18 protein-coding genes and 2 tRNA genes are annotated in these 21,205 nt (G+C 61.7%); 5 read left to right on the top strand and 15 right to left on the bottom strand.

From position 1 onward, the window contains the following. Positions 1-16: 16 nt before the first annotated feature. From ACP7B7_RS20520 to ACP7B7_RS20475, 10 genes are all read right to left on the bottom strand, one after another. Positions 17-1,672, bottom strand: a complete 1,656-nt coding sequence (locus ACP7B7_RS20520; protein ID WP_426077893.1) for a ShlB/FhaC/HecB family hemolysin secretion/activation protein — start codon at positions 1,670-1,672, stop codon at positions 17-19. A gap of 606 nt (positions 1,673-2,278) precedes the next feature. Further along, positions 2,279-3,418 (bottom strand): AAA family ATPase, encoded by a 1,140-nt coding sequence (locus ACP7B7_RS20515; protein WP_426077892.1) that lies wholly within the window; start codon positions 3,416-3,418, stop codon positions 2,279-2,281. Then, positions 3,415-4,302 carry an RNA ligase family protein gene (locus ACP7B7_RS20510; protein WP_426077905.1) on the bottom strand — a complete coding sequence of 296 codons (888 nt, stop codon included), beginning with the start codon at positions 4,300-4,302 and terminating at the stop codon, positions 3,415-3,417. Before ACP7B7_RS20510 ends, ACP7B7_RS20515 begins: the two co-directional genes overlap by 4 nt. Before the next feature lie 290 nt (positions 4,303-4,592). After that, positions 4,593-5,462: an NAD(P)-dependent oxidoreductase gene (locus tag ACP7B7_RS20505; protein WP_426077891.1), complete on the bottom strand. Its 870-nt coding sequence runs from the start codon at positions 5,460-5,462 to the stop codon at positions 4,593-4,595. 78 nt (positions 5,463-5,540) lie between these two features. After that, positions 5,541-6,596: a histidinol-phosphate transaminase gene (gene hisC / locus ACP7B7_RS20500; protein WP_426077890.1), complete on the bottom strand. Its 1,056-nt coding sequence runs from the start codon at positions 6,594-6,596 to the stop codon at positions 5,541-5,543. 287 nt (positions 6,597-6,883) lie between these two features. Further along, positions 6,884-6,973, bottom strand: a tRNA-Ser gene (locus tag ACP7B7_RS20495). A gap of 540 nt (positions 6,974-7,513) precedes the next feature. Continuing rightward, positions 7,514-7,603: transfer RNA gene (locus tag ACP7B7_RS20490), tRNA-Ser, on the bottom strand. Between the two features lie 87 nt (positions 7,604-7,690). Beyond that, positions 7,691-8,980 (bottom strand): serine--tRNA ligase, encoded by a 1,290-nt coding sequence (gene serS, locus ACP7B7_RS20485; RefSeq protein ID WP_426077889.1) that lies wholly within the window; start codon positions 8,978-8,980, stop codon positions 7,691-7,693. Between the two features lie 99 nt (positions 8,981-9,079). After that, positions 9,080-9,283 carry a hypothetical protein gene (locus ACP7B7_RS20480; protein ID WP_426077888.1) on the bottom strand — a complete coding sequence of 68 codons (204 nt, stop codon included), beginning with the start codon at positions 9,281-9,283 and terminating at the stop codon, positions 9,080-9,082. 151 nt (positions 9,284-9,434) lie between these two features. Continuing rightward, on the bottom strand, positions 9,435-10,850 hold the full coding sequence (locus tag ACP7B7_RS20475) for a PLP-dependent aminotransferase family protein (protein WP_426077887.1): 1,416 nt from the start codon (positions 10,848-10,850) through the stop codon (positions 9,435-9,437). Positions 10,851-11,047: 197 nt separating this feature from the next. Here ACP7B7_RS20475 and ACP7B7_RS20470 point away from each other — a divergent pair, with 197 nt between their 5' ends. Beyond that, positions 11,048-11,326: a DUF2917 domain-containing protein gene (locus ACP7B7_RS20470; protein ID WP_308922186.1), complete on the top strand. Its 279-nt coding sequence runs from the start codon at positions 11,048-11,050 to the stop codon at positions 11,324-11,326. Further along, positions 11,323-12,060, top strand: coding sequence for an NAD-dependent epimerase/dehydratase family protein (locus ACP7B7_RS20465; protein WP_308922187.1), 738 nt, complete (start codon positions 11,323-11,325; stop codon positions 12,058-12,060). The genes ACP7B7_RS20470 and ACP7B7_RS20465 overlap by 4 nt, the downstream gene beginning before the upstream one ends. A gap of 3 nt (positions 12,061-12,063) precedes the next feature. Here the strand turns inward: ACP7B7_RS20465 and ACP7B7_RS20460 are convergent, their stop codons facing one another. The 3 genes from ACP7B7_RS20460 to ACP7B7_RS20450 all read right to left on the bottom strand — a co-directional run bounded on the left by ACP7B7_RS20460 (position 12,064) and on the right by ACP7B7_RS20450 (position 16,480). Then, entirely contained in the window at positions 12,064-13,371 is a 1,308-nt protein-coding gene (locus ACP7B7_RS20460; protein ID WP_308922188.1) for a replication-associated recombination protein A, read from the bottom strand. 80 nt (positions 13,372-13,451) lie between these two features. Continuing rightward, positions 13,452-14,108 carry an outer membrane lipoprotein chaperone LolA gene (lolA, locus tag ACP7B7_RS20455; RefSeq protein ID WP_308922189.1) on the bottom strand — a complete coding sequence of 219 codons (657 nt, stop codon included), beginning with the start codon at positions 14,106-14,108 and terminating at the stop codon, positions 13,452-13,454. A gap of 5 nt (positions 14,109-14,113) precedes the next feature. Continuing rightward, a complete protein-coding gene (locus tag ACP7B7_RS20450) occupies positions 14,114-16,480 on the bottom strand; it encodes a DNA translocase FtsK (protein WP_426077886.1) in 2,367 nt (788 codons plus the stop codon). 216 nt (positions 16,481-16,696) lie between these two features. Between ACP7B7_RS20450 and trxB the strand changes: the two genes are divergently transcribed. The 3 genes from trxB to ACP7B7_RS20435 all read left to right on the top strand — a co-directional run bounded on the left by trxB (position 16,697) and on the right by ACP7B7_RS20435 (position 19,083). Continuing rightward, positions 16,697-17,650, top strand: coding sequence for a thioredoxin-disulfide reductase (gene trxB / locus ACP7B7_RS20445; RefSeq protein WP_426077885.1), 954 nt, complete (start codon positions 16,697-16,699; stop codon positions 17,648-17,650). A 14-nt stretch (positions 17,651-17,664) separates the two neighbouring features. Beyond that, positions 17,665-18,330: a Smr/MutS family protein gene (locus ACP7B7_RS20440; RefSeq protein WP_426077884.1), complete on the top strand. Its 666-nt coding sequence runs from the start codon at positions 17,665-17,667 to the stop codon at positions 18,328-18,330. A 123-nt stretch (positions 18,331-18,453) separates the two neighbouring features. Beyond that, positions 18,454-19,083 carry a trimeric intracellular cation channel family protein gene (locus ACP7B7_RS20435; protein WP_065307164.1) on the top strand — a complete coding sequence of 210 codons (630 nt, stop codon included), beginning with the start codon at positions 18,454-18,456 and terminating at the stop codon, positions 19,081-19,083. A 74-nt stretch (positions 19,084-19,157) separates the two neighbouring features. Here the strand turns inward: ACP7B7_RS20435 and ACP7B7_RS20430 are convergent, their stop codons facing one another. Both ACP7B7_RS20430 and ACP7B7_RS20425 read right to left on the bottom strand, forming a co-directional pair. Beyond that, entirely contained in the window at positions 19,158-19,496 is a 339-nt protein-coding gene (locus tag ACP7B7_RS20430; RefSeq protein ID WP_308922192.1) for a P-II family nitrogen regulator, read from the bottom strand. 43 nt (positions 19,497-19,539) lie between these two features. Then, positions 19,540-21,159, bottom strand: coding sequence for an NAD+ synthase (locus ACP7B7_RS20425; protein ID WP_426077883.1), 1,620 nt, complete (start codon positions 21,157-21,159; stop codon positions 19,540-19,542). Between the last annotated feature and the right edge of the window lie 46 nt (positions 21,160-21,205).

The raw sequence follows: 21,205 nt of genomic DNA, 5'->3' as shown, positions 1-21,205 counted from the left end.
ACGTGTCGATGTTAGATCAGAAATACTTGACTGCTTGCAACCAGAAGCGGCCGGCGGAATCCGGTGCGGAGGTCGCCTTGGCATTGCCCAGCTTGTGCGCGTAATACGCCTTGACGATCAGCGCATTGGCGCCGGTCCAGGAGACGCCGACGCCGGCGCCGCTCAAGGTGCGGCGGTTTTCGCCCGCGCTCCAGGCATGGCGGTTGAGCTTGACCGTGCCCGTATCGGCAAAGCCGATCAGTTGCAGCTGGCCGGCCACGGCGGTGAAGGCCGGCAGGTTTTGCCGCAGTTCCAGGTTCAGCACATAACCCTGGTCGCCATATGCCTCGCCGCCCGGATAGGCGCGCACGCCACCGACGCCGCCCAGGCCCATTTTTTCCGAGGCGTCGAGGTTTTTCGACGCCGTTTGCGCGTTGACGATGCCGAAGAAGCTGGTCTCGCCACCCAGGCTTTGCAGGCGCGAGGCCGTCAGGCCCAGCTTGTGGAAGCTGCCGTGGGTGTCCACCGTCAGCATGTCGATCAGGCGCGCCACCGGCGTTTCGATGTCGATTTTGCCGGTGGTATAGGTCAGCGAATAATTGCTGATGCCGCCGCCACCGAAAGCATCCTTGCTGTCGCCATTCAGATTGAACAGCCAGATCTTGGCTTTCTTGTCATTCACGCTGCCGGTCGATTCGGTCTTGTCCTGCAAATCCTTGCTGTCGTAGTTCACTTGCGCGTACAGGCTACCGGCGCGCGCGCGGATCAAGGGGTAGCTGCCATACACGCTGGCAATTTTTGCCGTGCCCTTCGCTTCCAGCACGGCAAATTCCTTGCCCAGTTTGTAGTCCATATGGGTGTAGGCGGTGCCCAGGCGCAGCAGGCCGGCCTGGCCCTGGTAGGCGGCGCGCACATAGTTCAGGCCGTCGGTCGAGGTGAACGCGCGCACGGTGGCGACGTCGCCGATGCCGGCCAGCTCATTGATATTGACGGTGGCGCCGATGCGGTTGCGCCCCGTGTAGCGGTTGCCCTGGTTGTCGACATCGACGCTGCCGTTGAAGCGCGCGCCGGGCTGCACGTCGACGATCAGGTCGGAAGCGCCCAAGGAGGCGCCCGGCGCCAGGGTCGAGCTGACCTGCACGCCCGGCAGGTCCGACAGCAGCAGCAAACGGCGTTCCAGCGGCGCGGTGGCGACCACTTCGCCATCGAGGCCCGCCAGGATATTGCCGGCCAGGCCGTCGGACAGATTGCTCTTGTTACGCAGCTGCACTTGGCCGTACTGGCCCGGCATCACGGTGATCTGCACCACGCCATCCTTGATGTCCTGCGCCGGCAGATACGCCTGGGCCAGGAAATAGCCACGCGTCTGGTAATGACTGGCAATCTTGCTGGCCAAGCCGCGCAGTTCCGTCAGGGTCAGCTCGCTGCCCGGCACGAAGCCGCTGGCGGCGACCAGCTCGCTTTCGGCAAACACCGGCGGCGCGGCCACTTGCAGGCGCTCGACCTTGATGCGGGTGCTGTCGCCGACGGCGGCGGCCGGCACATCGCCGCGCTGCACGCGAATCGCGGGCGCCGCTTTCGGCAACTGCGGCGCGACGGGAATCTGCTGCAGCTGGCTGCCGGCGGTCGGTTGCTGGGCGTAAGCGCCCTGGATCAACAGCAGCAAGGTCAGGGGTAGGAGTTTGGAGCGCAAAAGTATCCTCTCGATCACATAAGCACAATAAGCGGCACGGCAATGAAGTTGCCATATAATAATTTAATAGTTTCTATACCTTAACATTGCTCATTTAAAACTTGACTATCTTTATTTACTTCAAGCCAAGATTTTTATACATGAATTACTTTCAGGCGCGTAGGAACTGGTGCAGTTAGCATACACATTTTCCATAGAGAATTAATCTCACATAATCACCGCCATCCCTTACGCAGGGCCACACAGTGGCCATCTGCCGGTCCCAGCATCAGAAAAGCTGCTCTTGGAATTTCCATAAAGAAACAATAAAACATTGTTTTATATTTTTCATTACGTATTCATTCTGATTTCCTGCATCTTCGACATATTAATCCGATCATCATTTAACAATTTACGGGGAAAACTGGGAGGAAAAGATACAATTACATCGCCTTGCAGCAAGAAAGTTAGCAAACCGGCCATGACTTCCAAGACTGTTATCGGCGCACGCAGAAAGTCAATTGCCATTACGGTCTGGCTTCGCCGGGCAAGAAAGATGTCGCTGAATGGTTCCAGAAAATCCTGAAAATGTTGTCCGCTTACAACGCCAACGCGCTCGACATGGCATCAAGCCACCTCATGGTGGACCAGGTGTGCCTCCTGCGGCAGAGGAATTTCCCAGTTCCACAACATTGCCTGCAGCTTCTTGTTACTCAGGGAGGTATCGCGCTGGCCATTGCGGCGCAGCAGTTCCTTGCGCGATTGCTCCAGGTAAACAATCTCTACCTGAGCGTGGTATTTGTAGAGCAGATTGAGCGTTTTTTCGCGCATCAGCGCCGACAAATGGGTCGCGTTCCACACAAAGGGCAGGCCCTTGCGCAGCAGTTCGCGCGCGCGCTCTTCCGCATAATCGCCCACCTGCCCTTCATTCTTGCCATGGCGCAGGCCCAGCGCCTGGCGCGCATCGTCGAACGACACCACCGGCAGTTGCGGATGGTGTTTCGCCACCCAGGTATTCTTGCCCGACGCCGGCAGGCCCGACATGACGATCACCCGCGAGCCCGGCTGCTGGAACAAGGGATAGTCGGGATGCGCCTCGGCGCCGCGAAAATACCTGACGCGCGTATGATCGTCGACAAAGGCGCGCGGCCGGTCGTAACAGCCCTCCTCGCGCGCCAGTTCGCGAAACAGTTCGATCGCGTCCAGCACGCGCTGCGGATCGGGACAGATGCGGCCGCGGATATCGGCCTCGGCCAGCATGGCGAGCAGGCCGATATCGACCTGCCACGACAGTTCGCGCACCGTAAATTCCGGCGTCACGCCACGACGCGAGGTCTCCAGCGCAAAAAACGGCACCTGGTGCACCTGGACCAGGCGGCAGATGGCTTCGCGCGCGGCAAACGGCACCGCGTAATCCCATAGCGCGATGCGGGCGTCGAGCGCCCCCTTGCGCGAGTGGCCGGGCTGGCCGATGGCGCCCGAGACAGGATCGATCACGGTGGTGCTGCACTTGGCCACGTCGTGCAGCAGCGCGGCCAGGAAGACGATTTCCTGCTGCGCGCGCGCGGCTTGCGCATAGGCAGGCATGGCCAGCAGCGCCTCGATGACCATCATGGTATGCGTCCAGACGTCGCCTTCGGCGTGATACACCGGATGTTGCGGCGTGGTCTTGGCCAGTTCCAGTTGCGGAAAGGCGGCCAGACAGGCGGCGAAATCGGGCTGCCGTCCTGGCAGCGGCGCCAACTGGCGCAGTGTGTCCCAGTTCATCGGGTACTCCTTGTCAGCGCGGCCAGCTCGTCGAGCGAGCGGCAGGTGCGCAGTCCCAGGCTTTCCCAGGTAAGCAGCGCTTGCGGTGCATACAGGTCGACGCCGGGCGCCAGCCGGTTCGGCATTAAGGGCCGCGTCGCGTGGTGCGAACCGCTGTCGAGAATGGTTTGCGTAAAATCGGGGCGCACCAGCTTGTAGCGCGCCAGCACCTGTTCGTCGTCCTCGACTTTCAGGTACAGGCCTTCGGCCAGGTCGGATTTGTCGGTCTGCCGCCAGCACAGGTCCAGTGGCAGCCGTTCGCGCGCCACCACGGTCTCGAAAGCATCGCGCCACAGCTGCGACTTGGCCAGCGAATGGCGCAGCAACTGCCACAGCTGCTGCGGCGTGGCCGGCATGGCGCCCGCATACAGCACCGGCACGGACAGCACGGGCGACCCCGCCAGCAGCGCATGCCGGCGCGCCGTCGACAGGAATGTCCGGGTGCGGCGGCAATACATGTCGAACTCGTTGAAGTAATGCGGCAGGCAGTCGTAGAACACGGAATGCTTGCTGTAGGCCCATTCACCGAACAGCACGTACCGGTCTTCCAGCAGCGCCAGCAAGGCGTGTTCATGGGCATGCGCCCACGGTTTCAACAAGTTGAACTGGCGCTCGCTGCCGCCGCCCATCAGGTAGTGGCCGCGCGACTGCAGCAGCAATTCGCCGGCCTCGCTGAACGAAACGGCGGCGTTGGCGCCATCGATTTTTTCTTCGATAACGACGTAACGATTGGCCAGCCGCTTGAGAGGCATTTGATCGGAAGCATCGTCGCCGGGCTGCAGGCGCGAGCCTTCCAGGTGCGGCGTGCGCGGGTATTTGAATAACGGTAAAGATTGCAGGTACATGGCGTCACACGCCGCGTTCACCGGGGCGTGTCCTTTGCAGGGTCAGGGGTGCTGACGACAGGGTCGGGCGTGGACTATTTTCAGCGCACAAAGTGTCGCGGCAATCGGGAGCGTCAACGCGCCGGCCGATACCGCACAGGGCAGTTCGTCAGCGTTAGCAGGTGATGGCGAATTGACGAGGCACTTTTGGCTCCAATGAGGAAGATGTTTGGGAAAGAAGCTGCAATATAACGGCAGTGCCGCTGTATTGCAAGCTTTAGGATTGCAAGCAGCTGAGGGAAAGCGTGTCCCTACTTCTTGCCCAGGCGCGTGATCAGGCTGGAGGTGTCGTAACGGTTGCCGCCGGCCTGCTGCACTTCGCCATAGAACTGGTCGGTCAGCGTGGTGACAGGCAGCTCGCTGCCGTTGCGCTGCGCTTCGGCCAGGCAGATGCCCAGGTCCTTGCGCATCAGGTCGACGGCAAAGCCGAAGTCGAACTTGCGCTCGATCATGGTCTTGCCGCGGTTTTCCATCTGCCACGATTGCGCCGCGCCCTTGGAAATCACGTCCACCACCAGCGCCGCGTCCAAGCCCGCATTCTCGGCAAAGGCGATGCCTTCGCTGAGCGCCTGCACCAGGCCGGCGATGCAGATCTGGTTCACCATCTTGGTCAGCTGGCCCGAGCCCGATGGCCCCATGTAGGTCACGGCGCGCGCGAACAGCGCGATCACGGCTTCGGCCCGCGCATACGCTTCCGCATCGCCACCGGCCATCACCGTCAGCTTGCCGTTTTCGGCGCCCGCCTGGCCGCCGGAGACGGGCGCGTCGAGGAAGAACACGCCCTGCTCTTTCGCCGCCGCATGGATGGTGCGCGCCGCTTCGGCGGACGCCGTCGTATGGTCGACCAGGATGCTGCCCGGTGCCATGCCGGACAGCAAGCCGCCCTCTTCCAGGATCACCTGGTACAGATCGTTGTCGTTGCCGATGCAGGTGAAGACGAACTCGGCGCCCGCCGCCGCCGCGGCCGGCGTGGCGGCGCTGCTGCCCCGGTGCTGTTCCAGCCAGGCTTGCGCGCGTGCCGGATTGCGGTTGTACACTGTCACCTCATGCCCGCCCGCCGCCAGATGGCCCGCCATGGGAAAACCCATCACGCCCAGTCCGATGAATGCCACTTTTGCCATTTGTCCGTCCCCTTGTTATCGATTGTTATGGATGAAAGAATCCGCCGATTGTGGCACAGCTTCGGCTTGCTGAAGCCGTCATACCAGCGACCGCAAGCCTTCCACCAGCGCCGCGCACTCCTGCGGATTGCCGATGCTGATGCGCAAATACTGGCTGATGCGCGGCGCATTGAAATGGCGCACAATCACCGAGCGCGCGCGCAGGCCGGCCGCCAGCTGCGCCGCGTCATGCTGCGGATGGCGCGCAAACACGAAGTTGGCCACCGATGGCAGCACCTCGAAACCGAGCTGCGTCAGCTGCGCCGTCAGCTGCGTGCGGCTGGCGATCACCGCCTGCCGCGTCTGCTGGAAATACGCTTCGTCGCGGAACGAGGCAACGGCGCCGGCCAGCGCCAGGCGATCGAGCGGATAGGAATTGAAGCTGTTCTTGACCCGTTCCAGCGCTTCGATCAGGTCAGGGTGGCCGATGGCAAAACCGACGCGCAGGCCGGCCAGCGAACGCGATTTCGACAGCGTTTGTACCACCAGCAGATTCGGATACTGCTTCACCAGAGCGATGGCGCTCTCGCCGCCGAAATCGACATACGCCTCATCGACCACCACCACCGCATCGGGATGCGCGCGCAGCATCGCCTCCACGCCGGCCAGCGGCAGGTCGACGCCGGTCGGCGCATTCGGATTCGGGAAGATGATGGCGCCGCACGGGCCCGTGTAATCGTCCGGGCGGATGCGCATCGCATCGTCGAGCGGCACGGTGCGGTAGTCGATGCCGTACAGCTTGCAATACACGGGATAAAAACTGTAGCTGATGTCCGGGAACAGCAGCGGCGCGTCGTGCTTGAGCAGTGCCATGAAGGCCAGCGCCAGCACTTCGTCGGAGCCATTGCCGACAAACACTTCGGCGCTGCTCACGCCGTGATAATCGGCCAGCGTTTGCTTCAGCTCGCTGGCGGTGGGATCGGGGTACAGGCGCAGCGCATCGCCGGCGGTTTCCTTCAAGGCGGCGATGACCTGTGGCGACGGGCCGTACGGGTTTTCATTGGTGTTCAGTTTGATCAGACCGGGCAGTTTAGGCTGCTCGCCGGGGACGTAAGGGGTCAGCTGGGTGACGATGGAACTCCAGAATTGGCTCATTGCTTGTGCTTGTGGTATGGGTCAGGGATGGGAAGGGGAAACTGATGGTAGATTACCATAGTGCGTAGGTCGGATTGGCGCACAGCGCGTAATCCGACATGCTGAATTAAACCGCCTTGCGCTGCGCGCTTTGGGCGGGTTTTGAAACCTTCAATGGGCGATTCGGAGAGGGCTGGGCGAATACGCCCAGCCCTTCGAATCCCACGCGCACGCCCCATTGGGGGCGTGCTCCTCTCCACCGCCACAAATAAAAAAAGCTCCCTTGCGGGAGCTTCTTTTATTTGTTCTGGCGGAGAGGGTGGGATTCGAACCCACGGTACGATTTAACGTACGCTTGATTTCGAGTCAAGTACATTCGACCACTCTGCCACCTCTCCAGGTCCTGCTTTGCTGTTGCGGTCTGCTCAAACTGCCGGGGCCGTTTGAGCGAGGCGCTATTCTAGCATGGGGGGCAAGAGTTTGGGGAGAGGTTTTTCACAGTTTTCATTCTTGCAAACCTGAATGGACGATTCGGGGAGCCTCGCGCGAAGTACGCGCTCGTCTTCGAATCACACGCGCCTGCCCCGCAGGGGGCAGGCTCCTCTCCGCCGCCACAAATAAAAAAAGCTCCCTTGCGGGAGCTTCTTTTTCTTGAAAACCTGAATGGACGATTCGGGGAGCCTCGCGCAAGTACGCGCTCGTCTTCGAATCCCACGCGCCTGCCCCGCAGGGGGCAGGCTCCTCTCCGCCGCCACAAATAAAAAAAGCTCCCTTGCGGGAGCTCCTTTTTCTTGAAAACCTGAATGGACGATTCGGGGAGCCTCGCGCGAAGTACGCGCTCGTCTTCGAATCCCACGCGCCTGCCCCGCAGGGGGCAGGCTCCTCTCCGCCGGCACAAATAAAAAAAGCTCCCTTACGGGAGCTTCTTTTATTTGTTCTGGCGGAGAGGGTGGGATTCGAACCCACGGTACGATTTAACGTACGCTTGATTTCGAGTCAAGTACATTCGACCACTCTGCCACCTCTCCAGGTACTGCGCATTGCTTGCGGTCTCTCTCGCATTGCTGCGAGAAGGCAAGATTATAGCAGCCCGCAGGAAAAAGAAAAGGACTTTTTTATGCCTTCAGATGCGTCAGGCCGCCCATGTACGGGCGCAGCACTGGCGGGATCTCGACGCTGCCGTCGGCTTGCTGGTAATTTTCCAGCACCGCCACCAAAGTGCGGCCGACCGCCAGGCCGGAGCCGTTCAGGGTGTGGGCCAGTTCCGGCTTGCCGGCGGCGTTACGGAAACGCGCCTGCATGCGGCGGGCCTGGAAGGCTTCCGTGTTCGACAGGGACGAGATTTCGCGGTAGGTGTTCTGCGCCGGCAGCCACACTTCCAGGTCAAACGTCTTGGCGGCGGTAAAACCCATGTCGCCGGTGCACAGCGACATCACGCGGTATGGCAAGCCCAGGCGCTGCAGGATGGTTTCGGCATGGCCGACCATTTCGTCAAGCACCGCATACGAGGTATCGGGATGGACCACCTGCACCATCTCGACCTTGTCGAACTGGTGCTGGCGGATCATGCCGCGCGTGTCGCGGCCGTAGCTGCCCGCTTCCGAGCGGAAGCATGGCGTGTGCGCCGTCATTTTCAATGGCAGCTGGTCCAGCGGCAGGATTTCGTCGCGCGCGATATTGGTCAGCGTGACTTCCGAGGTCGGGATCAGGTAGAAGGTCTCGCCCTCGCCTTCCACGCCGCCTTTTTTCACCGAGAACAGGTCCGCTTCGAATTTCGGCAGCTGGCCCGTGCCGCGCAGGGAATCGGCGTTGACCATGTAGGGGGTGTAGCATTCCGTGTAGCCATGCTCGTCGACGTGCGTGTTGAGCATGAACTGCGCCAGCGCGCGGTGCAAACGGGCGATGCCGCCTTTCATGACCGAGAAGCGCGAGCCGGTCAGCTTGGTCGCCACTTCAAAGTCGAGGCCCAGCGCGGCGCCGACGTCGACATGGTCCTTGACTTCGAAATCGAAACTGCGCGGCGTGCCGACCTTGCGCACTTCCACGTTGCCCGCCTCATCTTCGCCGACCGGCGCCGATTCGTGCGGCAGGTTGGGCACGGCCATAATGAAGTCGCTCAGCCTGGCTTGCACCAGCGCCAGCGCCGTTTCATCGGCTTTCAGTTCGTCGCCCAGGCCAGCCACTTGCGCCATCACGGCCGAGGTGTCTTCGCCCTTGCCTTTCAACATGCCGATCTGCTTGGACAGCGCATTGCGCTTGCCCTGCAATTCTTCGGTGCGCGTCTGTATCGCCTTGCGTTCGGCTTCGAGGGCGGTGAAACCTGCCACGTCGAGCTGGAACTTGCGCGTCGCCAGGCGGGCGGCAACGGTGGCGATGTCTTTACGGAGTAATTGGATATCTATCATGGGGTGCGTGGCGGTGCCGATGTATCGAAAGCACTCATTGTACCAAGACCCGTTCACTTCATTATGAGTTTTGCGCTGGCCGGCCTGGCGGCGCCAGCATCAGATGAAAGCGGCTTTTTCGGCGGCGCTCAGGCGGCGCGCGCTGACGGTCACGACCGGGATCGAGGTGTCCACTGCCTGGGCGACCAGGACCGAGTCGGCGCTGACGGTAACGGCGCGGCTGTCGGCGGTGGCAAAGCTGGAACCGATGGCCAGGACGGCGGCGGCGACAAAGGCGATTTCCATGTTTTTCAGTGCGTTCATGATGTGGCTCCTGGTGGTGTTGTGTGTCGTTAAGTGCTGCTGGTATGGTGGTACTTTAGCCAGCAAACACCTGCAACACCACCGGATTGCGACCAGCGGCGAAAAACGCGGCGCGAACGGTAAAAAACAGGAACTGAAGCGAAAATGGACGCTACAGCGCGTCCTTGACCAGGCCGCCCAGCCGGGCAATCGCCTGCTCGATGCGCGGCGTCCAGGCATTGCCGCAATTGAGGCGCAGATAATTGCCGAACTTGCCCGAGGCCGAAAACAGCTGGCCCGGCATATACGCCACGCCCTGTGCGATGGCGGTGCCATGCAGCGCCAGCGCATCGATCCGGGCCGGCATCTCGACCCACAGCACGAAGCCGCCCTGCGGCTCGGACAGCCGGCAATCGGACGGAAAACTGGCCGCCACCGCATCGGACATGCGCGCGATGCGCTGTACCAGGGTGCGCCGCATCTTGCGCAATTGCTGGTCGTAGCTGCTGCCTTCCAAAAAGTCGGCCAGCACGGCCTGGAAGAAATGGCTGGTGGCGCCGCTGGACACGGTTTTCAGCAAGGCCACCTCCTGCGCAAAGCGTCCGGCCAGCACATAGCCGACGCGCGAGGCGGGCGTGATGGCCTTGGAAAACGACGAGCACAGCAATACGTTGCCGCTGCTGTCCCAGGCTTTCACGGGCCAGGGCCGCTGCTGGGCAAAGCACAGGTCGCCATAGACATCGTCTTCCACCAGCGGAATATTAAATTGCGACAGCAGGCCCGCCAGGCGCCGCTTGTTCGCATCCGGCATCACGCAACCCAGTGGATTGTTGGCGTTCGGCACGAACAGACACGCTTGCACCAGGCCCGCGCGCAGGGCCAGTTCCAGCGCATCGAGCGACGGCCCCGTCTTCGGATCGGTGGGAATTTCCAGCGCCTTCATGCCCAGGCTTTCGATCATCTGCAGCAGCACGAAATAAGTGGCCGACTCGATGGCGATGGTGTCGCCCGGTTTCGCCACGGCGCGCAGGCACAGGCTGATCGCCTCGGTGCAGGAATTGGTGACGACGATCTCACCCGGGTCCAGCTTGCCCCAGTCCAGCGCGCGGCGCGTTACCTGGCGCAAGAAATTGCCTTCGCTGATGTCGTAGCAGCTGACCTTGCTGAGCAAGGCCGGCTCACGCCGCGCCACCGCGCTGATGGTACGCTGCATGCGCTTGATGGGCAGGATTTCATCGGGCGGCCAGGCCGTGCCCAGCTGCACGATATTGGCCGTTTCATTGTCCTTCAGCACCCGCATCAGCAGGTTGTTGATGCCGACAAACGCAGGCTCCTTCAGGTGCTGGGCCTGCGCGCTGCACGGCCGGCGCGGCGCGCGGTGGCGCACGAAATAGCCGGACTGCGGCCGCGCATCGACCTGGCCGCGGTCTTCCATCAGGCGCAGGGCCTGCATCACGGTACTGATGGACAGCCGCTTTTGCTGCGCCAGATGGCGGATCGACGGCAGCCGCTCGCCGGGCGCGAACACGCGCGTGTCGATCAGCGCCCCCAGTTCGTTGGCCAGGTGTTCGTACAGATTGGTGTGCATGGTGTCCTTGCTTTCCTCATTCCCTGCGCCAGTATGCGGTGGGCCGGCCAGGCTGGCACAGATACAGTTGCCGCATTTTTTGACAAGCACAGTGTAGCCGCGAGCGCACTGTATGCATGACAATTTCGATTGAGTGCATCTGTTCCGGCTCATGCTGGCCGCTTAAGCTGTTCCTGTCCGCACACCAGGAGCACGCCATGGCCACCGAGCACGTTTTGCACAGCAACCGACCCTTGCGGCTGGAGCACGCCAGCGCCGGCGTGATCGAATGCCTGGAAGGCCGCGCCTGGATCACCGCCTACGATCAATTCGACGACACCGTGCTGCAGCCGGGCCAGCGCTACACCATACCGAACGACGGCCTGGTGCTGGCCGAAGCGGTGGGCAGCGGGCGCATCCGTTTTCATGCGGCTGCGCCACAACGTGCCTGGTGGGCGTTACATATCCCGACATTATTGAGCACAAGGACGACATGACTTTATCTTTACCACGCGTGCTCGTCACGGGCGCGGCCGGCGTGATCGGCACCGTTTTCTGGAACAGCCGGCACGGGGAATTCTCCCTGCGCCTGGCCGACCTGCACACAAGCAGCCTGGCGCAAGCGCCCTGCCCTGTGCTCCGGCTCGATGTCAGCGACTACCAGGCCTGCCTGGCCGCCTGCGCCAATATTGACGTGGTACTGCACCTGGCCGGTGTGCCGCATGCGGGCGCCGATTTCGATACCCAGTTGCTGCAGCCAAATATCATCGGCACGCACAATATCTTTCGCGCGGCGCAGGCGCAGGGTGTCAAGCGCGTGATATTCGCCAGCAGCGCGCAAGCGGTGGAAGGCTATCCGCTCGACATGCAGGTGTACGAACACATGCCGGCGCGGCCCGCCAATATGTACGGCGCCAGCAAGGCGTTCGGCGAAGGGGTGGCGTCGGCATTCGCGCATCAGCACGGCATGACGGCGATCGCCGTGCGCATCGCCAATCTGGCGACATTTACACCAGGGCAACAGCACAGCGCACGCGATATCGCCGCCTTTGTCAGCGAGCACGACGTGGTGCAGCTGCTGGCCTGCTGCATTACGGCCGATGTACTGCCCGGTTATCACGTGGTGCATGGCGTGTCGGACAACCGTTACAAGCGGTTGTCGATAGATGCGACGCGCAAGCTGGTGGGATATGCGCCGCAGGATGATGGTTTTACCCTGCTGGGGCTGTAGGCGTCAGCCCTTGCCGACTTTCCGGTCCAGCTCGCGCAGCCAGGCCAGCTTGTCGGCAATCTTGCTTTCCAGCCCACGCGGCACGGGTTTGTACCAGCCCGGTTCGGCCATGCCGTCCGGGAAATACGTTTCACCGGCCGCATAGGCGTCGGGCTCGTCATGCGCGTAACGATAAGCATGGCCGTAGCCCAGCTCCTTCATCAGCTTGGTCGGCGCATTGCGCAGGTGCACCGGCACTTCCTTGGACTTGTCCTTTTTCACGAACGCCATCGCCGTATTGAAGGCGTTGTAGCCGGCATTGCTTTTCGCGGCGATCGCCAGGTAGATCACGGCCTGGCCCAGTGCCAGCTCGCCCTCTGGCGAGCCGAGCCGTTCATAGGTTTCGGCCGCGTCGTTGACCATGGTCAGCGCGCGCGGGTCGGCCAGGCCGATATCTTCCCAGGCCATGCGCACGATGCGGCGCGACAGATAACGCGGATCGGCGCCGCCGTCGATCATGCGGCAGAACCAGTACAGGGCCGCATCGGGGTTCGAGCCACGCACGGACTTGTGCAGGGCCGAGATCTGGTCATAGAAATTGTCGCCGCCCTTGTCGAAACGGCGCGAATTCAACGTCAATGCATTGTCGACAAAGGCCGCATCGATGTTCGTGGTGCCGGTCGAGCTGGCGGCCGTGTCGGCCTGTTCCAGCAAATTCAAAAAGCGCCGCGCGTCGCCGTCGGCATAGCCGATCAGGGTATCGACGGCAGCGTCCTCGAATACCAGGTGCGACAAGGCGGTGGCCTGCGCCTTGGCCAGCAATTGCTTCAGCTCGTCTTCCGTCAGCGATTTCAACACATACACTTGCGCACGCGACAGCAGCGCCGAGTTCACTTCAAAACTGGGATTTTCCGTGGTCGCGCCGATAAAGGTGACCAGGCCCGATTCCACGAAGGGCAGCAAGGCATCCTGCTGCGACTTGTTGAAGCGGTGAATCTCGTCGACAAACAGCAAGGTATGCTTGCCGAACTGGTCCAAGCTGTTGCGAGCCTGGTCCATGGCCGCGCGGATATCCTTGACGCCGGCAAACACGGCCGACAGCGCGATGAATTCGCTGTCAAAGGCATTCGCCATCAGCCGCGCCAGCGTTGTCTTGCCCACGCCGGGCGGACCCCACAAGATCATCGAATGGGCCTTGCCCGCTTCGAAGGCCAGGCGCAGCGGCTTGCCCACGCCCAACAGATGGGTCTGGCCAATGACTTCGGTCAGGATTTTCGGGCGCAGCGCCTCGGCCAGCGGCTGGCGTGGTTCGGTGGAAAAAAGGTCCGCCATAGTATTTACCAGGTAAGAATGCAAAAGCCCCGCATCGCTGCGAGGCCGGTCGACAAGGAAGCGCGACTAAAGCAATGACGTCAATTATTGATCACGTCCGCGCCCTTGGGCATGACAAATTTAAAGTGATTGGCCGCCAGGGACGGATTCTTCTGGAAGTTCTTGAACGACAGGATCGAGGTCTGGCCGAACGAGTCGCGCAGCTCCATCGCTTCGGGCACGCCGTTGCGCAGGCCGATAGTGATTTCGTCGAAGGTCGTGTCCTTGGCTTTCGGCGTCGCCTTCAGCCATTCCAGGCCGTCGCGCGTGCCCGCTTCGGCCAGGGTGAAATTCTTTTCCAGGTCGTTGCTTCCGAACAGGATGGCGGCTGGCGAGGAACCGAGCGCGTCGCCCAGTTTCTTGATGGTGACCTGGCTCAGGTCCTTGTCATAGATATACAGCTGCTCGCCATCGGCCTGCAGCAGTTGTTCATATGGTTTCAGATAGGTCCAGATGAACTTGCCCGGGCGGGCGAATTCAAAGGTGCCGCTGGCCGGGGTCGAGACTTTCGCCTTGCCGCCCGCCTCCGCCTTTTTCACTTGCCGCTGCACGAATTCGCCCTTGGCCGACTTGGTGCCGGCGGCGAAGCTCTTGAATTGTTCCAGCGCGCTGGCCGAGGCGCTGGCCGCGAACAGCAGGCCGCAGGCAAGGCTGGTGGCGCCGATCATGAATTTTGTTGCGATAGTCTGTTTGCTCATTCTTCTTATCCTGGTTCGGCACTGGCCGCCGGCACCAGGATTTCCCGGTTGCCATTGGACTGCATGGTTGAGACGACACCGCTTTGCTCCATCTGCTCCAGCAAACGGGCCGCGCGATTGTAGCCGATGCGCAAATGGCGCTGCACCAGCGAAATCGAGGCGCGGCGGTTTTTCAAGACGACTTGCACGGCCTGGTCGTACAGGGCATCGGCCTCGCCGCCGCCCTCGCCCGGCGCGCCACCGGCTTCGCCGCCCTCGCCTTCCAGGGTGCCGCCTTCGAGGATGCCCTCGATATAGTTCGGCTCGCCCTGCAGCTTCAGGTGGCTGACCACGCGGTGTACTTCCTCGTCGGACACGAACGCGCCGTGCACCCGCATCGGCAAACCGGTGCCGGGCGGCATGTACAACATGTCGCCCATGCCGAGCAGGGTTTCCGCGCCCATCTGGTCGAGAATCGTGCGCGAGTCGATTTTGGACGACACCTGGAACGCGATACGGGTCGGGATATTCGCCTTGATCAGGCCCGTGATCACGTCTACAGATGGGCGCTGCGTGGCCAATATCAAGTGCAGGCCGGCCGCGCGCGCCTTTTGCGCGATACGGGCGATCAATTCCTCGACTTTTTTACCCACCACCATCATCAGGTCGGCCAGCTCGTCGATGATGATGACGATGGTCGGCAATTTTTCCAGCGGTTCCGGCGAATCCGGCGTCAGGCTGAACGGATTCGGGATATGTTCTTCCCGCTTGGCCGCGTCGGCGATCTTCGTGTTGTAGCCGGCCAGGTTGCGCACGCCCATCTTGCTCATCAGCTTGTAGCGGCGTTCCATCTCGTTCACGGCCCAGTTCAGCGCATGGCCGGCCTGGCGCATGTCGGTCACCACCGGCGCCAGCAAATGCGGAATGCCTTCGTAGACCGACATTTCCAGCATCTTCGGGTCGATCAAAATTAAACGCACGTCGAGCGGGTCGGACTTGTACAGCAGGGAGAGGATGGTGGCGTTGATGCCCACCGACTTGCCGGAGCCGGTGGTACCGGCCACCAGCAAGTGCGGCATCTTGGCCAGGTCGGCCACCACCGGCTTGCCGGCGATATCCTTGCCCAGCGCAATCGTCAGGCTCGACACGCCATCGTTATACACCTTGGATCCGAGAATTTCCGTCAGGCGCACGATCTGGCGCTTGCTGTTCGGCAGTTCCAGCGCCATGTAGTTCTTGCCGGGAATGGTTTCCACTACCCGGATCGACGTCAACGACAGCGAACGGGCCAGGTCGCGCGCGAGACCCACGATCTGGCTGCCCTTCACGCCGGTGGCCGGTTCAATCTCGTAGCGCGTGACGACCGGGCCCGGGTAAGCGGCCACGACCTTGGCGTCGACGCCAAAGTCCGACAATTTCTTTTCAATCAGGCGGCTGGTAAATTCCAGCGTTTCCACCGACACGGTTTCCACCACGGCCGGCGCTTCATCGAGCAGCGACAGGGGCGGCAGCTTGCCGTCGCCCAGGCCTTCGAACAGATAGGCCTGGCGTTCCTTTTCCACCCGCTCGGATTTCACCACGGCCACCACCTGCGGCTCGATTTTCACCGGCGGCGCGGCCACGTGTTTTTCCACGTGCTTGGCGCGTTCGATCACCACCACCTCGTCGCGGCGCACGGCGGCCACTTCGCCCTGGCGGCGGTCTTCGCGGTCGCGGTAGCGCAGCACGAACCAGTTGAAACTGTCTTCGATGGCGGCGCCGATGCGCTCGGCCACCTGCAGCCAGGAAACGTGGAAGAACAGGCTGAAACCGAGCGCGAACAGCAGCAGCAGCAGCAAGGTCGCGCCGGTGAACCCAAACGCCACGTGGCCGGAATGGCCGACCAGCTGGCCCAACACGCCACCGGGTTCGCGCGGCAGCTGCACGTGCAGGCTTTTCGCCATGCGCAGGTATTCCAGGCCCATGCTGCCGATCAGCATGATGGAAAATCCGACGATGCGGATCAGCATCTCGACATGGTGTTCGCGCTCGGCCTCGTCTTCCTGCTCCAGCAGGAAGCGCCGGCTGAGCCGGCGATAGCCGTTCCACACCGTGCGCAGCAGCCACACGCACCACCACCAGGCGGAAAAGCCGAAGATATACAACAGCAGGTCGGACAGGGTCGCGCCCAGCTTGCCGCCCAGGTTCGCCACCTTGTCGACCGAGGTGGCGTGCGACCAGCCCGGATCGAGCTTGTTGAAGCTGGCCAGGATCAGCACGAAATACAGGGCGAAGGCGGCAAACGCGAACCAGCGCGCCTCGGACAACAGCCGTACCAGCCGGTTGGGCAGCGGGCGGCGCACGACCGGCTTGCGGGTGTAACTGTTCTGGTTGGCCTGGGCTGGTTTAGTCATTCTGGGAAGCGCTGCAAGGTGAAAAATGTTTCTGTAAGGGAATTTCCCATCATAAGCTGTATTCTAAGCCATATGTGTCTGGGACGACCCCACGATTCGTCTGTGTGGACGGCTTGGTCTATAATCCGGGCATAGCTTGCGCAAGCACAACACTCCCTTGTTCTTGACGTGATTGCCCCCAATTCGGATAGACCCCATACATAGAGAAGCCCCATCATGACCACTACCAAACACGCCCGCGTTCTGATCCTTGGCTCCGGCCCTGCCGGCTACAGCGCCGCCGTCTATGCCGCGCGCGCCAACCTGAAACCGATGCTGGTGACCGGCGTGGAACAGGGCGGCCAGCTGATGACCACCACCGACGTGGAAAACTGGCCTGGTGACCCGATGGGCGTGCAAGGCCCGGACCTGATGCAGCGCCTGCTGCAGCACGCCGAGCGTTTCAATACGGAAATCGTGTTTGACCATATCCACACCACTTTCCTGAACGAAAAGCCGATCCGCTTGAAAGGCGACAGCCACGAATATACCTGCGACACCCTGATTATCGCCACCGGTGCTTCCGCGCAATACCTGGGCCTGCCTTCGGAATCGGCCTTCATGGGCAAGGGCGTGTCGGCCTGCGCCACCTGCGATGGTTTCTTCTACCGCAACCAGGAAGTGGCGGTCGTGGGCGGCGGCAATACGGCCGTCGAAGAAGCGCTGTACCTGTCGAATATCGCCGACAAGGTCACCCTGATCCACCGCCGCGACAAGTTCCGCGCCGAAGCGATCCTGATCGACCGCCTGAACGCCAAGGTTGCCGAAGGCAAGATCGTGCTGAAGTACAACCACACGCTGGACGAAGTGACGGGCAACGAAGGCGGCGTGACGGGCCTGAACATCAAGTCCACCATCGACGGCAAGGTCGAAGCCCTGAGCGTGCACGGCGTGTTCATCGCCATCGGCCACAAGCCGAACACCAGCATCTTCGAAGGCCAGCTCGACATGCACAACGGCTATATCAAGACCAGGACCGGCCTGGAAGGCATGGCCACCGCCACCAGCGCACCGGGCGTGTTTGCCGCCGGCGACGTGCAGGACCATATCTACCGCCAGGCCATCACCAGCGCCGGCACGGGTTGCATGGCAGCACTGGACGCCCAGCGCTACCTGGAAGGCCAGGAGTAATCCAGGTGGCGTCGATGAAAGACTTTGCCGACCTGAAAGCCGTGAGCAAGCAGCTCAAGGAACAGGCCGAGGCGCGCGCGGTGGAACAGGCCGAGCGCGCCAAGAAGGCGCAAGTGCAGGCGGTGGAAGGCAATCTGTTCAAGGCCAGCATCGGTGGTGTCAAGCGCCTGCCCGAATCGGACCGCTACGTGCCGGCGCTGCCGAAGACGCCCGCCATGACGTCGACCCAGCCGGCGCGCAAGCTGTCGCGCGAGGAAGACGATGCGGCCGTGCTGCGCGAGTCGCTGTCGGACCTGTTCGAAGTCGATCATTACCTGGAAAACGATCCGGCCCTCAATTATGCGGCGCCCGGCGTCGGTCCCGACGTGGTGAAAAAAATGCGCAAGGGCCATTGGCCGATCCAGGATGAGCTGGACTTGCACGGCCTGCGCCGCGACGAGGCGCGCGACGGCATCGGCGCTTTCCTGGCCCATGCGACACGGCGCAAGCTGCGCTGCGTACGCGTGATCCACGGCAAGGGTTTCGGTTCGAAAGGACAGGAACCGGTACTGAAATCGATGGTGCACAGCTGGCTGGTGCAAAAGCCGGAAGTGATCGCCTTTTGCCAGTCGCGCCGCTCGGAAGGCGGCGATGGCGCCTTGACGGTGCTGCTGGCGGCGGCGCTGCAGGTGGTGCGCTAGCGCTACTGCAACACTGTTAAAAGTTACTCTCATGCACGGCCCCGTTTGTCACCATTCGGGGCCGTGTCATGTTAACCTGTGGCTATTATTTTTTGCTGAGTAATAGCTCAGGCGCCGCCTCCCATGATGCCACCCCAATTGCCGCCCGGCTCGCTGATCAAACTGATCGAAGTGATCGCCATCCTGGTGGGCGCGTTTTCCGGCTTTATCGAAGCGCGCAGGAAGCGCATGGACCTGGTGGGCGTGTTCGTGGTGGCCTTTATCACGGCCTTTGGCGGGGGGACTTTGCGCGACATCCTGCTCGACAAGCGGCCCCTGTTCTGGGTCTCGCACCAGGAATACGCCATTTTGATCTTCGTGCTGGCGCTGACAGCCGCGCCGCTGATCCAGCACCTGCGCCAAATCGTCTCCGAACGCCTGATCGTGGTGGCCGACGCGATCGGCCTGGGCATGTTCGCGATTGCGGGCGTGGCCGAAGCGATGCGCGCGGGCATGCCGCTGTTTATCGCTTCAATGATGGGCGTGATTACGGGAATCTTTGGCGGCGTGATGCGCGACATCGTCTGCAACGAGGTGCCGATGGTGTTTCGTGATGGCAAGCCCTACGCCATCTGCGCCTTTATCGGCTGCTGGGCCTATCTGCTGCAGAAGCACTTCGGCGTCGAGCACGACTTTGCGCTGTGGACCAGCGCCAGCGGCATTACCATCATGCGGCTGATCAGCTGGAAATTCGACATGCGGCTGGGACGGTGAGTTGCCCCGTCCTGCCAACAATGGTGTCGGATTACGCGCGGGGCGCTAATCCGACCTACCCGACCTACGATTGATCAGACTGCTTCCGGGCCGGTTTCGCCCGTGCGGATACGGATCACCTGCTCGATATTACGGACGAAAATCTTGCCGTCGCCGATCTTGCCGGTGCGCGCGGCCTTGATGATGGCGTCCACCACCTGCTCGGACACGCTGTCGTCGACCACCACTTCAACCTTGACCTTCGGCAGGAAGTCGACCACGTACTCGGCGCCACGGTAGAGTTCGGTGTGGCCTTTCTGGCGGCCGAAACCTTTTACTTCCGTCACGGTCAAACCCGTTACATTCACATCGGCCAGGGCTTCGCGTACTTCGTCGAGCTTGAATGGTTTGATGATGGCGGTAATCTGTTTCATGGCTACTCCTTAAAAATTAATGGCTGTTCGGACAGATGGCTGCTTATTCGGTGAACCTGGACGTGATCGGGTAGCGCCAGTCGCGGCCAAAGCCACGGTGCGTGACACGGATGCCGACCGGCGACTGGCGCCGCTTGTATTCATTGATCTTGATCAGGCGCGTGATGCGGGCCACGTCGGCCGGTGGGTAACCGGCTGCGATAATCTCGGCGATCGGCCGGTTTTCTTCCATGTACAGTTGCATGATGCCGTCGAGAATGTCGTACGGCGGCAGCGAGTCCTGGTCCAGCTGGTCGGCGCGCAGTTCGGCCGACGGTCCGCGCGTCAGGATGCGCTGCGGAATCACGTCGGACACGCTGTTACGCCAAGCACACAGGCGGTAGACCAGAGTCTTGGCGATATCCTTGATCACCGCGAAGCCGCCCGCCATGTCGCCGTACAGGGTGCAATAACCGACCGCCATCTCGCTCTTGTTACCGGTCGTCAATACGATACTGCCATGCTTGTTCGACAGGGCCATCAGCAGGGTGCCGCGGATGCGTGCCTGGATATTCTCTTCCGTCGCATCTTCGGCCAGGCCGGCGAATTCTTCAGCCAGGGTGGCGCGGAAGGCGTCGAAGGTTTGCTTGATCGGAATTTCATCGTAGCGCACATTGAGGCGTTTTACCATGTCGCGCGAGTCTATCCATGAAATATCGGCGGTAAACTGCGACGGCATCATGACGGCGCGTACCTTGTCGGCGCCCAGGGCATCGACGGCGATGGCCAGGGTCAGGGCCGAATCGACGCCGCCCGACATGCCGATCAGCACGCCCGGAAAGCCGTTCTTGCCTATATAGTCGCGCACGCCCAGCACCAGCGCCTGGTAGACCTGGGCCTCGACTGGCAAGGGCAGGGGCAGCGGCTGCGCCACGGGCGCCGCGCCATCGAACTCGACGATCTGCAAGTCTTCCTCGAAATGGTGCAATTGCGCGCAAATGGTGCCTTCCGCATCCATCACAAACGAATCGCCGTCGAAAATCAGCTCATCCTGGCCGCCGACCAGGTTGGCGTACACCAGCGACATGCCTTGCGCGCACACATTCTGGCGCATGGTCTCGTAGCGCAGATGCTGCTTGTTCATATGATACGGCGAGCCGTTCGGCACCAGCAGCACCTGGGCGCCGGCCGCGCGCGCGCGTTCGGGGGCGTGGGCGAACCACGTGTCTTCGCAGATATTGATACCGAAGCGCACGCCCTTGACGGCAAACACGAAGGCCTGGTCGCTGGATGAAAAATAGCGCTTTTCATCGAACACGGTGGTGTTCGGCAAATCGTGCTTGCGGTAGGTGCCCAGCACCTGGCCGTTGACCAGCACCGAGGCGGCGTTATGGCGAACCAGGCCGGCATCGTCCTGCAGCGGCAGGCCCACCACCACGTGCAAATCGGCGAACTGCGCCAGGTCTTGCGCCAGCGCCGCAAACGTTTGTTGGGTTTTTGCGTAGAATGCATTGCGCAGCAACAGGTCTTCCGGTGGATAGCCGACCAGCGACAGTTCCGGCGTCAGGACGATATCGGCGCCGGCGGCATGCGCGCGGCGGGCCAGGTCGACGATCTTGGCGCGGTTGCCGGCCAGATCGCCGACCGTACTATTCATTTGAGCAATTGCGACTTTGACTGTCATGATATTGGATATTTCGTTTTATTAACAAAGACGGGGCCAGCCCCGA

It is taken from the genome of Janthinobacterium sp. PSPC3-1 (genome assembly GCF_049896105.1).
Classification (GTDB): domain Bacteria; phylum Pseudomonadota; class Gammaproteobacteria; order Burkholderiales; family Burkholderiaceae_D; genus Janthinobacterium.
This window is presented reverse-complemented; position numbering and strand designations above follow the sequence as displayed.

Excerpts from the sequence above, each read along its gene's own strand:
- ACP7B7_RS20515 (WP_426077892.1), bottom strand. The coding sequence starts at position 3,418 with ATGAACTGGGACACACTGCGCCAGTTGGCGCCGCTGCCAGGACGGCAG.
- ACP7B7_RS20510 (WP_426077905.1), bottom strand. The coding sequence starts at position 4,302 with ATGTACCTGCAATCTTTACCGTTATTCAAATACCCGCGCACGCCGCAC.
- ACP7B7_RS20505 (WP_426077891.1), bottom strand. The coding sequence starts at position 5,462 with ATGGCAAAAGTGGCATTCATCGGACTGGGCGTGATGGGTTTTCCCATG.
- hisC (WP_426077890.1), bottom strand. The coding sequence starts at position 6,596 with ATGAGCCAATTCTGGAGTTCCATCGTCACCCAGCTGACCCCTTACGTC.
- serS (WP_426077889.1), bottom strand. The coding sequence starts at position 8,980 with ATGATAGATATCCAATTACTCCGTAAAGACATCGCCACCGTTGCCGCC.
- ACP7B7_RS20480 (WP_426077888.1), bottom strand. The coding sequence starts at position 9,283 with ATGAACGCACTGAAAAACATGGAAATCGCCTTTGTCGCCGCCGCCGTC.
- ACP7B7_RS20475 (WP_426077887.1), bottom strand. The coding sequence starts at position 10,850 with ATGCACACCAATCTGTACGAACACCTGGCCAACGAACTGGGGGCGCTG.
- ACP7B7_RS20470 (WP_308922186.1), top strand. The coding sequence starts at position 11,048 with ATGGCCACCGAGCACGTTTTGCACAGCAACCGACCCTTGCGGCTGGAG.
- ACP7B7_RS20465 (WP_308922187.1), top strand. The coding sequence starts at position 11,323 with ATGACTTTATCTTTACCACGCGTGCTCGTCACGGGCGCGGCCGGCGTG.
- ACP7B7_RS20460 (WP_308922188.1), bottom strand. The coding sequence starts at position 13,371 with ATGGCGGACCTTTTTTCCACCGAACCACGCCAGCCGCTGGCCGAGGCG.
- lolA (WP_308922189.1), bottom strand. The coding sequence starts at position 14,108 with ATGAGCAAACAGACTATCGCAACAAAATTCATGATCGGCGCCACCAGC.
- ACP7B7_RS20450 (WP_426077886.1), bottom strand. The coding sequence starts at position 16,480 with ATGACTAAACCAGCCCAGGCCAACCAGAACAGTTACACCCGCAAGCCG.
- trxB (WP_426077885.1), top strand. The coding sequence starts at position 16,697 with ATGACCACTACCAAACACGCCCGCGTTCTGATCCTTGGCTCCGGCCCT.
- ACP7B7_RS20440 (WP_426077884.1), top strand. The coding sequence starts at position 17,665 with ATGAAAGACTTTGCCGACCTGAAAGCCGTGAGCAAGCAGCTCAAGGAA.
- ACP7B7_RS20435 (WP_065307164.1), top strand. The coding sequence starts at position 18,454 with ATGATGCCACCCCAATTGCCGCCCGGCTCGCTGATCAAACTGATCGAA.
- ACP7B7_RS20430 (WP_308922192.1), bottom strand. The coding sequence starts at position 19,496 with ATGAAACAGATTACCGCCATCATCAAACCATTCAAGCTCGACGAAGTA.
- ACP7B7_RS20425 (WP_426077883.1), bottom strand. The coding sequence starts at position 21,159 with ATGACAGTCAAAGTCGCAATTGCTCAAATGAATAGTACGGTCGGCGAT.